Here is an 11607-nt window from a genome sequence, read left to right on the forward strand (position 1 = left end):
TTCACGGGAATCCCGCGTGTGGTTTGTCGACTTGAATCGGTGCCGAGACAAGAAAACCGAGCCGAGGCGGCTGTGCGTTATCGACGGATATTCGATATCGGCGGGTCCGAGCGCCCGGACCAGATCGTTACAATTATTCTTCCGCCAGCTTCGACAACAACGCCGCAATGGCCTTGTCCCTGCCCTCTGCCGCGTGTTGATACCGCATGGCCGCCGCTGGTGTGCTGTGGCCTAGGCGGTTCATCAACTCGGCCAACGTCGCCCCCGTCGCGGCGGCCAGCACGGCGCCACTGTGCCGCAGGTCATGGAAGCGGAGGTCGTCGCGCCCGGCCGCAGCGCGCGCCTTGTAGAACTGCCGGTAGAGCGTGGCCGATGCCAGGTGTCCCCCATGGGCTGCCGGAAACAGCAGGGCGTTCTGTTGCGGGGCAACATGCTGTTTCAGGTGCTCTTCGATCAGCGGCACCAGGTGCGGCGGTATCGCGACATCACGGGTACCTGCCTCGGATTTCGGGTCGCCGACCACAAACTTGCCATCGACCCGCACCACCGCACGGCGAACATGGATCACGCCGAACCGCACGGCCTCACCGTTCACGGTCTCCGATCCCAGCTCGATGTCCTTCCGACGCAATTCGGTCAATTCGCCGAAGCGCAGCGCGCACCACGACGCCAGCAGGATCATGGCCCGATACCGCTCCAGCATGGCCTCGGTCAGTACCGCCAACTCGGACAGGGTCGCGGGTCGGATCTTGTGGACCCGCTTCGCGCTGCCCGCACCTCGAATGTGGCAGGGATTGGAATTGATCTTGCCCTCACTGGCGGCAGTCCCCAAAATGGTGCGCACCAAGCCGTAGGCGTGGCTCCGCAGGGTCGGTGTACCCATATCTAGCTGCGCATACCAATCGCGAATGTCGTCGGGCGTGATGGACGCCAGCGGCAGCGCGCCGATACCCGGCAGTATCTGGCCGTCCAATAGCTTGCGGTAGTGCTCGCGTGTACGGGGTTTGATCTGGCGATGCTCAAGCCATGTCTCTGCATACTCACGGAAGGTGACCGACTTGGCGAGCTTGACGGCCCCGGGCGGCGACCACAGCTCGCGGTCGATCTCCCGGCGACGATCCGTCAACCACGCTTCGGCGTCGAGCTTCAGCGCGAACGTCGATGGGGCTTCGTACAGCCGCCCATCCGGTCCGGTATAACTCGCCTTCCACCGGCCCGACCGGAACTGACGGAGTCGCCCGAAGCTGCGTCGAGTGCTTCGCGGGGCCTTCGCCCGGCGTGTCACTGGGACCGCCGCTTGCACCACATATGCACCACATCAGGGTACTCTCGTGTCCTATCGTGTTCGCAAGTGTCCTGCCCAAACTTCTGGCATTTACACAGGTAAAAGCACTATTTGTGCAGGTGCCGAGACCGCGATACATCCCCTGGTTGAACTGGTTCAATCCCAGTATCGCGCACCAAACCATTACAAGAGGTCCCGGACAATTCCGGGGCCTCTTGTTTTTCCCACCGGGCCGACAATCGGAAATCGCTCTCGGGCCCGGATGGCCACCACCCTTACCCGGCCGCGCGGTTTGTCGACGGGCCGATGGTCGGTCATGCCGATTAGGCTGACTCCGGACAGTGGTGGAGCCGACCGGGGGCGCTCGGTCCCGACAGGAAGTCTGTGGTGGTGGCGGAAACGATCGGCCCTCGCGCCGAAACGCCCGACGAGGCGGCGGAGGATTCGGCCGCGGGCCTGGTGGACGATCTACGTACGGATGTCTCGTTCGGCCCGGAGGACTGCGTGGAACGCCTGGCCGAACTCGTCGCCGAATACGGCACGGAACGCGAACGCGCCGCCATCATCCTCGATCTACGGCTCGGTATCTCCGGCGACCGTCCGGAAACCCTCACCCGAATCGGCGCCCGCTTCGATTTCTCCCGCGACCGGGCCCGCCAGCTGCACACCAAGGCCGTCGGGGAACTTCTTCGGTATGCCGCCCACACGGGCAGATTGCCGGTGCCGGAGTACGCGCGACGCTATCCGGTCACCGCCCGGGATTCCCAACTGACCCGGGCCCTGCTCGCCGAAACCTATGCCACCGACACCGATATCGCGGTCAACGACCTCTCGTATCTGAAACTGCGCTTGGCCGGGCATACGGCCGCCGATGCGAAGCGGGTGGCCGGTTACGTCACCCAGCGCATCGCGGCGTGGCGGCGGAAAACCAACCATAGGCTGACCCGGTTGCACGAGCTTCCGGAACCCGCCGGACCACCGAACCCGTGGCCGCAGCGCGTCGACTGGCCCGACGATGCCGCCGCGCCCGCCCCGCTACCCACCGGCCCCGCCCGCACCCTCGACCTCGACGACGATGGCCGCGGCCACTTCTATCTGGCCAAACTCGGCCGCGATGTCGGTTTCGACTCGGGTCTGGAGGCCCGACTGTTGCGGATACTCAACAGCGACGAACGGGTGCGCACCTTTCAGGAATATCCCGAGGCGGTCCTCTACCGTCTCGACGGCGTCGAGCGAATCCACTTCCCCACCCTCGTCGCCGAACTCCACGACGGTCGGCGGGTGCTGATCGATGTCCAGCCGCTCGGCCATATCGCTTTCCAGCTGAATCGGGCCCGTTCCGCGGCGGCCCGCGCCTATGCCCACGACAACGGCTGGGGCTGGCTGATCTGGACCGGCAGCGCCCTCGGCGTCACCGAACTGTGCGCTCGTCCCGTCGCCGCCGATATCGAATCCCGATTGATCGAGCTGCTCGCCGAGGGGCCGTTGCGCTGGTCGGCACTGCGACGGGTGCGCGAGGAAACCGGGCTCGAACTACTCGATTTGGCCACGCTCGTCCTGCGGCACCAATGGCGGTGGGATCGGGGGCCGTTCCGCCTGAGCGCGACCGCGGATCGAACCGACGGCACGGCCCTCGGATTCAGCGCTGCAGCACCACCGCCGCCGTAATGAACACCAGCAACAGCAGCAGGGCACACACCGTGATCAGCTGCCAGTTGTCGATCGTGCGATGCAACCGCTGGATGGTCGCCCGATACGCATTGTCGACCCGATAGTGATCGGCGAGTTTCCGATTCACCAAAGCCAGTTTGTCCGCCTGCTCCTGAGCGAACTGTCGCGTGCTCTCCAGTCGGGCCTGCAGCGTTGACACCTGTTTCGTCCGCTCCCGCAACGTCTTTCGGACCACGGCCAAGGCCATCCGCTGGTTCAGCAGTTCCTGATGCTGTTGCGCCAACATCCGCGCCTGGGTGCCGGTGTGCTGCTCCCAGTCGGTCACGCTTGCCCATCCTTTTCTCGACTCGTCGCAATATCCCCACGCGATCGAACCGGTCACCCACCCGCGCAGAAACTCGCGCAGTTCATAAGGTTCCGTCCGAGGCACCACCACCCCGGCGACACCGAGCTCGAGCATTCCGCTCACCACGCGATAGTCACCGGAGATCGGCGCCAGATCGGCGAGGCCGAGTGCCGGTAGCCGGGTCACCCAGAATCCCGGGGCGCACAACCACAGCACCCCGCTGAAGCCGAGGGCCCGCAATCGAGCGGTGTGCTCGGCCGACGCCTGCTGGGCCAAGGGCCCACTACGAACCTCGATCGCGTACTCGCGCTCACCTTTTCGCCAGTAGACGTCGACGGTCATCGCATCGATGCCCCGATCCACCACCGCCTCGTCGGCGCCGAAGTCGAGCAACCGACCCACCAGCCAGTACTTGAGCCGCTGTACATCCCATTGCGCGGCAACACATCGGGAACAGCGGCAGCCGTAACCGGATCCCGTGTCCTCGGTCGGTCTCGCATATTCCGGGCGTTCGGCGATTCCCAGATCGGCCGGCAGGCTCTGACGTCCGCAAAAAACCTCTGTCCGCTGCGTCGTCTGCACGCGACCACCCACCTAACCCATACCTACTGCCGAACGACCTGCCACAGCCCGCACTCCCAGAGTGCGTCAAACCACCGGGAACTCGCTACCCTTCCCGCCAGGGAGTTACCCATATGGGATGTACCAGGAACCCATATTGGGTCACGATTCGGCTGTTTTCGCACCGGAGACGAGAATCGAGCGAATCAGCGTACGCAGCCAGGCATGTGCCGGATCGGGAGTATTGCGGGGATGCCAGGCCAGGGAAATGGTGATCTCCGGCAGCGGCAGCGGAATCTCGAAGGGGCACAGGCCGAATGCGGGCAGCGTGCTGCCGACCACCGAGGCGGGGGCCGGGCAGACGACCGCCCCCGAGCGGACCGCGAACAGGGCCGTGGTCAGATCGGGCACCGTGGCCACCACCCGACGGGTGCGGCCGTGCAGGGCCAGCCGATCGTCGATGGGTCCGCGGGCGACTCCGCGCCGGGACACACTGATATGCGCGGTGGCCGCGTACGCGGCCACCGTAACCCGCCCGGTGACCAGCGGATGGTCGGGGGTGGCCACACCGATCCACCGGTCTCCACGCACGCGTTCGATCCGGGTCTGCGGATCGGCTCGTTCGATCACCCCGACCTCCACATCGATACGACCGTCCCGGAGCGCTCCCGGACCGACCGCATCGGCCGGGACGAATCGCAGTGTCACCCCGGGCGCCCGCTCCTGCACCGCGGCCAACAACGGTGCGACCAGTTCGGGCAGCACCGTGTCCTCCACATACAGCGTGAACCCCCGGGTGAGCGCCCTGGGGTCGACGGTATCCGGAGGTGCGAGCAGGGCACGTCCCTGCTCGACCAGAGCGCTCACCTCGGTGCGCAGTTCCAGGGCGCGTGGGGTCGGCACCAGCTGTCTACCCGCCCGCACCAGCAGCGGGTCGCCGTACACCCGGCGCAACCGGGCCAGGGTGCGGCTCATGGCTGGTGGTGAGGTGCCCAACCGTTCGGCGGCACGGGTGACGCTGTTGGTCTCCAACAGAGCATGCAGCGCCACCAAGAGGTTCAGATCGGGATCGGGCACGCCGGTATCACATATGCGGTGCGGGCCCGGTCACCGAATCCACCGGCGAGGCCGACCCCACCCGGGTACGGCGGCGTCCGGCGACGATCTGATAGGCAGCAGGGCGAACCGGGCGGAACCATTGGGCGAAACGGGCGGAGAACGGCAGCCGGACCCCCAGATCGGCCATCAGCTCGTCGATATCCCGGATGGAGTACGGCGCCACCGAGGTGCCGTGGGCATGCCGGCCGCCGGTGAACTCCTCCATCCATTGCAGTCGCCGGTCGACCTGCTCACGCATGGCGTCCATGGGCGGCAACCGCAGATCACCGGTGAGCAGAGCCGAGGTCCAGTGCGCGCCGACCTCCGCGGCCACGGTGCTCAACAGGGAGGAGCTGTAGCCCGCGAAGGTCAGATGCGGCACATCCAGGGGCAGGATCTGGCGGTACAAGCGAAAGTTGCCGTGCTCGTCGGTCAGCTGCCGCTGCACATACGGGGTCAGGAACGGCACTCGCTGCCGGAACCCGGTGGCGCAGGCGACGATATCGGCGGGTATCCGCTCCCCGGTCGACAACCGGGCGACCGGTCCGTCGGGGCCCGCACCCAGAGCGGTGACGGTGGTATCACCGAGCACCCGGATCCGCCCCGCCGCGACCTGCTCGACAAAACCCGCGGAGGACAAACCGAAACCGGCCTCGGCGGCGGCTTCCTCGAATCGCTGCGCCGGAACCAGGCCCAGCCGCGCCGCGCCGGAGCGCTCGGCCACCAGTGCCTCGACCAGGTCGAGGTTGCTCACGCGGAACGAGTTGCCCGGCCCGTGCAGGAACCGCTGGAAACGACCGGGTTCGGGGTGCCGGAAATGCGCCTCGCCCAGCCTGGTCAGCAGCAACCGCTCGAAATCGAAGCCGCGGGCCGGTCGGCGCGGCACCTTCCACCGCAGTCGCCGGGCCACCACGGTGGTGGCGGCCGCGACGGGGCCGATGGCCTCGGCCACTTCGCAGGCCGCCGCGCCGTAGCCGACCACCACCACCGATCGACCGCGCACCGCCTCGAGATCCAGGAACTGCGAGGAATGCCCCAACTGGCCCCCGGCACGCAGGTACTCCGTCGCACCCTCGAAATCGGGCATCGCCGGATCGCTGAACACGCCATTGGCGATCACCAGGTGGTCGCAGGAGGCGCGGTGCACACCGGTGGCGTCGCGGATCTCGAGCAACCACCCGCCGTCCACCGGGTCGGCGGCCACCACCTCGGTGCGCAACCGCACCCGGTCGGCGATCCCGAACCGGTGCGCGTAGTCGCGCAGGTATTCCCGCATCTGCCGACCGTCCGGCACCACCGGGTAATCGGCGGGCATCGGATGGTCGGAGAAGTGGTAGGTGTGCTTGCTGCTCTGTGCCCGTAGGCCCGGGTAACGGCGGGTCTCGCTCCACACGCCGCCGATATCGGGTGCCCGTTCGAACACCTCGACCGCAAACCCGTCCTCACTCAGGACTTTCGCGCAGGCCAGACCTGCGATACCCGCACCGACGACAACGACGCGGTTCCCGCTCCTCATGCGACGAGAGATTACGGGCCTCGGGCCCGTCGGCAAAGCCGGCGTCTCGAAGCGGTCATCGCATCGGATGATCCGATCGACGCCGATGGGACCGCGGCCGAACCGTACGTGCCCCGCCGGCGGGGGTGTGTTCTCATGGTCGTATGGCGACCGTCACCGTCGATCGCGCCGGGCTCTGGGATGCCGAGGAGCTCAGCGATATCGCCACCACCACCTTCCCGCTGGCCTGCCCGCCCGAGGCGACCTCGGACGATATCGGGCTCTACGTCACGGAGGCGCTGTCGGCCGAGCGGTTCGGCGACTACCTGTCCGATCCGGCGTGGACCGTGCTCAAGGCGATCGACGACGGGGAGATCGTCGGTTACGCCATGTTGCACGACGGCCCGCCCGACGACCCGGAACTGGCCGCCGCCGTGAACGTGGACCCGGTCGTGGAGATCAACAAGATGTACGTGTTACCCGGACATCACGGCACCGGGGTCTCCACCGCGCTCATGCACGCCGCACTGGAGCAGGCGCGCGCGGCCGGGTACGCGGCTGCCTGGCTGGGGGTGAACCAATCGAATCTGCGCGCCCAGCGTTTCTACGCCAAACACGGGTTCGAACGGGTGGGCACCCGAACCTTCACGGTCGGCCGGCAGGTGCACCACGACCACGTGCTGCGGTTGGTGTTCCGAGCGACCGATCCGAGCCGTTCAGACCAGCATGACCTCGCGCAGCGCCGCGATATCGGCGGCCGACAGCCTTAGACCGTCGCGCACATAGCGCTCGAAACCACCATAGGTCGCGGTGGCCTGGTCGAACGCGGCCTCCAGCCAGGACTTGTCGACCCCGCCCAGCAGATCGCCCGGATCGGCGCCGCGATAATGGTTGGACAGCAGATAGTCCTCGACCACCGTGTCCCGGTCGACCCCGAGCAGGGTCAGCAATACCGCGGCCACCCAGCCCGTGCGGTCCTTACCCGCCGTGCAGTGGAACAGCACCGCGTCACCGTTTCGGCCGTTGTCGATGACATCACGCAACACCGCCGCCACCGCTCGATTGGCGCCAGGGGCGGTGATGAAGGCGCGATACATCTCCGGACCACCGGCCAGACTGGACATCAGTTGCGGTAACGGGGTCTCCCCGACCACGTCGTACCAGTTGTCGTGCGCACCGGTGGGAACCCGATCCGGGGCGAGCGCGCGCTCGTAGACGGTGCGCAGATCATCGATCTCACGCACCTGTCGGCGGGATAGTTCGGCCAGGTCGGCGGGGGTGAGTTTGTTCAGTTGATCGGCCCGGTACACCACTCCGGTGCGAACGGTGCGCCCGTCGATGGTGCGATAGCCGCCGATATCTCGGGCATTGACCGCGCCCGCCAATCGCAGCGACCGTTCGAACGCGAGCGGACTCGACGCCGCGGTCGGCTCGGCCTGCCCCGGAACGACCACCGGGCCGAAGACGAGCATCGTCCCGGTGAGCACGGCGAGCGGGATACGTGTCGAACGACGGACCATGGCGGAAGCTCCCCTCGACAAGACCGGCCGGCACCCATGAACTCCGGACTCAGCAAATCAAGGGCAGGCGGCGCGGTCAACTCGAATACGGCGCGTCGTTCGATGTCGTACCGCGGATCGTCGGTGCTCCGCCGGCCGTGCCGCCACACGCGGCCCCGCGACGATCAGGCCGCGACCTCGAAACGCGACAGGGCCAGCAACCGGGAGATGGCGCGCAGGTACTTCTTCCGATAGCCGCCGTCGAGCATCTCCTGGGAGAAGATCTCGTCGAGCTTGGCGCCGGAGACCGTCACCGGCACCCCCGCGTCGTAGAGCCGGTCGGCCAGCACCACGATCCGCAGCGCCACCGCCTGGTCGACCACCGGATGCACGCCGGAGACGAAAACCGCCGAGACCCCCTCGATCAGAGCGCCGTACTTGGACGGATGCAGGGTGCTCAGATGACGCAGCAGTTCGTCGAAATCGTCCAGGGTGGCCCCGGGGGTGGTCTCGGCACGTTCGGCGAGCTGCTCCGGGAGGCTCGGTTCGGGAGCGGGAGGCAGGTCGCGGTGCCGGTAGTCGGGACCGTCCACACGGACGGTTTCGAAGATCGACCCCAGTTTCTTGATCTCGCGCATGAAGTCCTGGGCGGCGAACCGACCCTCCCCCAACTGCCCCGGCAAGGTGTTGGAGGTGGCGGCGATGGAGACACCGCTCGCGGACAGCTCGGTCAGCAGCCGCGACACCAGCATGGTGTCGCCCGGATCGTCCAGTTCGAACTCGTCGATGCACAGCACACTGTTGGCGGACAACCGCTGCACCGCATTACCGAACCCGAGGGCGCCGACGAGGTTGGTGAGCTCGCCGAAGGTACCGAAGGATTTCGGGGCGGGAGCGCTGTGGAAGATCGATGCCAGCAGGTGTGTCTTGCCCACGCCGAACCCGCCGTCCAGGTACAGACCGGCTCCGGTGACCTGCTTCTTCTTACCGAAGAAGGTCTTCTTGTGCGCGGCCTTGTGGATGGCGGCCACCTTCGCGGAGAACGCGCGCCCGGCGGCCACGGCGGCGGCTTGGCTCGGTTCCTTCGGATCGGGGATGTAGGAGTCGAAACTGACCTCGTCGAACATGGGTGGCGGCACCATCTGGGCGACCAACCGATCGGCCGGCACCTCGGGATGACGATCGACGAGACGTTGCAGCATGGACGTAGCCTAAAGACGTGGTGTGTGCTGTCCCCATGCAGCGTATGCCCAATGCGATTCAGCTCACAGACCTCGACGACGAGGAACTCGCCGCGCGTTACGCCTATCCCGCCCGTCTCGGGCAACCCTGGGTGCGGGTCAATTTCGTCTCCAGCATCGATGGTGCCGCCACCAGCGCGGGCCGCACGGGTGGATTCGGCACCCCGGCGGACAAACGGGTGTTCGGGTTGTTGCGTGAACTGGCCGATGTGGTGCTGGTGGGCGCAGGTACCGTTCGAGCGGAGAACTACGGCGGCGCGCGGACCGACGAGGTCTTCCGCCGGTGGCTGTTCGAGCAGGGTTTCGGGGGACATCCCACGGGCACTGCGCCGCCGATCGCGGTGGTGACCGCATTCGGTGCCCTGGACCCCACCGGCCGGCTGTTCGCCGAGGCGACGACCCCACCGCTGATCCTGACCACCGCCGCGGCCTCCGAGGAACGGCGCAAGGAATTCACCGCCGCCGGCGCCGAGGTGATCATCGCCGGCGAACGGGAGATCACCCCGCACGCGGTCATCGATCTGCTCGCGGCGCGTGGACTGCGGCGGGTGCTGTGCGAAGGTGGGCCGCGGCTGTTCGGCCAACTGCTCACCGCCGATCTGGTGGACGAACTGTGTCTGACCACCGCACCGGTGTTGACGGGCGGTACCTCGATGCGAATTTCGGTCTCGCAGGTGGAGTTCCGCATGCCGATGCGACTCGACGATCTGATCTACGACAGCGACGGAACGGTGCTCACCCGTTGGGTCCGTTCGTGAAAGACGAACGCGGACCTGGCAGGCTGTAGCGCATGCGCTGGACTCGGACCGTGGTGCCGCCGTCGGTACTCGCCCTGGCACTGTCGATCGTCATCGCCGGATGTGGCGCCGGTCCCTCCGACCGGCCCCATGTCGCCGTCGAACGGCCGCCGGCCCCCGGCGGTCCCGCCCGTACGGAACAGGCTCCGCCGCCCGCGCCGGAAGTGCCGAAGAAAGACCTCGCCTGGCAGGAATGCACCCAGCCGACCTTCGATCGGCTCGGGCTCGGCCCGGCGCCGCAGGGCGTGGTGCTGGACTGCGCGGAGTACCAAACCCCCATCGATACCGCCGGCACCGTGCTCGGTTCCTTCCGCACCGGCGCGGTCCGCGCCCGGCTCCCGCAGACCCCGCCCGATACCGCGCCGCTGATCCTGACCTCCGGGAGCGATCTGTCCTCCACGGCCACCCTGGCCGGGCTGGTCGCGACGGCCGGGGCGCAGACGAACCAGCTCCTGACCGAGCGGCCCATCGTCGCCGTGGACCGCCGGGGCATCGGCAGTTCCCAGGCCATCGATTGTCTGACGGCGGATATCCGCCGCGGAATGCAGGACAACGCTCAGTTCGCGCCCGGCGGCAACCCGGCCGGCGCACTGACCGAACTCGGCCAGGACGCCACCATCGCCTGCCGGGACTTCCTGCAGCCCTACGACGGCACCTTCGACGCCGCCCACGCAGCCGACGATATCGATCAACTGCGCAAGCAGTGGGAGGTCGAGCACATCGCGCTGCTCGGCACCGGCGACGGCGGCCGCGTCGCGCTCGAGTACGCGCGTAAATACGGTGAGCATCTGACCCGGCTGATTCTCGACTCCCCCGCCGCGGTCGGCGCCGATGCGGTGACACAGGCCGAACAGCAGGTTCAGGGGGCGGAGGCCGCACTGACCGCCTTCGCACAACGATGCGTGGGCGTGGGCTGTTCCCTCGGCCCCGATCCGCGTGGGGCGGTGATCGCGCTGATCCGCAAGGCGGAGGCCGGGCAACTCGGCGATATCTCGGCCAATGCGGTAGTGACCGCGGTGACCGGATTCCTCGGCGACCCCCGAGCCGATCAGGCGACCCGAACCACCACGCTGGCCGATGCCCTGTCGGCGGCCGACCGCGAGGACCTCGGTCCGCTCACCGCCCTGATCGAGCGGGAGAACGCCGCCCGCGCCTCCGACGGCCAGTTCGTCAACCGATGCACCGACACCTTCCGACCGCCAACCCCCACCCAGGCCGGCCAACTGGCCGAGACCTGGGGAGAAAAGTATCCGGCGTTCGGCCGCGCCACCGCGCTGGCATTGCTGACCTGCTCGGCCTGGCCGGCCAGCGAACCGCCCCCCGCCCCGGAGAAGCTGGACCTGCCCGTTCTGGTGTTGGCCGGTGTCGCCGATCCGGTGAGCGGCGCCGGACAGGCCTCGGTGACCGGTCGGCTCGGCACCGCCGGCGCCCGCCATGCCACCATGGTCTGGCAGGGGTGGGGGCATCCGGTCAGCACACATTCCGGATGCGCCCAGCGGGCCGTCGTCGACTACCTGAACGAGGCCCGGCTCCCCGGCGACGGAACCGCCTGCCCCGCCTGACCGGAACACTTGGACGAGTTTGCGCTCCGAGCGGCGGCGAACCCCCCGCTCG

Annotated in this window: 10 protein-coding genes; 4 read left to right on the top strand and 6 right to left on the bottom strand. The window is 67.6% G+C overall.

Annotated features, from left to right (window positions below; translation table 11 throughout):
* Positions 1–133 precede the first annotated feature (133 nt).
* A complete protein-coding gene (locus ON32_RS13295) occupies positions 134–1285 on the bottom strand; it encodes a site-specific integrase (RefSeq protein WP_040791313.1) in 1152 nt (383 codons plus the stop codon).
* Between the two features lie 390 nt (positions 1286–1675).
* Between ON32_RS13295 and ON32_RS13300 the strand changes: the two genes are divergently transcribed.
* Complete coding sequence (locus tag ON32_RS13300; protein WP_245551010.1) at positions 1676–2953, top strand: sigma-70 family RNA polymerase sigma factor; 1278 nt, start codon at positions 1676–1678, stop codon at positions 2951–2953.
* Here the strand turns inward: ON32_RS13300 and ON32_RS13305 are convergent.
* The 3 genes from ON32_RS13305 to ON32_RS13315 form a co-directional block, all read right to left on the bottom strand.
* Positions 2925–3884: a hypothetical protein gene (locus tag ON32_RS13305; protein ID WP_245551011.1), complete on the bottom strand. Its 960-nt coding sequence runs from the start codon at positions 3882–3884 to the stop codon at positions 2925–2927. The two genes, ON32_RS13300 and ON32_RS13305, sit on opposite strands and share 29 nt — an antisense overlap.
* Positions 3885–4025: 141 nt before the next feature.
* On the bottom strand, positions 4026–4940 hold the full coding sequence (locus ON32_RS13310) for a LysR family transcriptional regulator (protein ID WP_040791121.1): 915 nt from the start codon (positions 4938–4940) through the stop codon (positions 4026–4028).
* A 7-nt stretch (positions 4941–4947) separates the two neighbouring features.
* Entirely contained in the window at positions 4948–6477 is a 1530-nt protein-coding gene (locus ON32_RS13315) for a flavin-containing monooxygenase (RefSeq protein WP_083874434.1), read from the bottom strand.
* Between the two features lie 143 nt (positions 6478–6620).
* Between ON32_RS13315 and ON32_RS13320 the strand changes: the two genes are divergently transcribed.
* The gene (locus tag ON32_RS13320) at positions 6621–7226 is read left to right on the top strand and encodes a GNAT family N-acetyltransferase (protein ID WP_083874436.1); all 606 of its coding nucleotides are present in this window, start codon (positions 6621–6623) and stop codon (positions 7224–7226) included.
* Here ON32_RS13320 and ON32_RS13325 read toward each other — a convergent pair.
* Positions 7173–7976, bottom strand: coding sequence for a tyrosine-protein phosphatase (locus ON32_RS13325; RefSeq protein ID WP_040791122.1), 804 nt, complete (start codon positions 7974–7976; stop codon positions 7173–7175). The genes ON32_RS13320 and ON32_RS13325 overlap by 54 nt on opposite strands.
* 164 nt (positions 7977–8140) lie before the next feature.
* Positions 8141–9157 carry a cell division protein ZapE gene (gene zapE, locus ON32_RS13330; protein ID WP_040791123.1) on the bottom strand — a complete coding sequence of 339 codons (1017 nt, stop codon included), beginning with the start codon at positions 9155–9157 and terminating at the stop codon, positions 8141–8143.
* 35 nt (positions 9158–9192) lie between these two features.
* Here zapE and ON32_RS13335 point away from each other — a divergent pair, with 35 nt between their 5' ends.
* Entirely contained in the window at positions 9193–9954 is a 762-nt protein-coding gene (locus ON32_RS13335) for a pyrimidine reductase family protein (protein WP_040791318.1), read from the top strand.
* A 32-nt stretch (positions 9955–9986) separates the two neighbouring features.
* Complete coding sequence (locus ON32_RS13340; protein WP_040791124.1) at positions 9987–11555, top strand: alpha/beta hydrolase; 1569 nt, start codon at positions 9987–9989, stop codon at positions 11553–11555.
* Positions 11556–11607 lie beyond the last annotated feature (52 nt).

Origin of the sequence: Nocardia paucivorans NBRC 100373 (genome assembly GCF_000308675.1) — a bacterium.
Taxonomy (GTDB): Bacteria; Actinomycetota; Actinomycetes; order Mycobacteriales; family Mycobacteriaceae; genus Nocardia; species Nocardia paucivorans.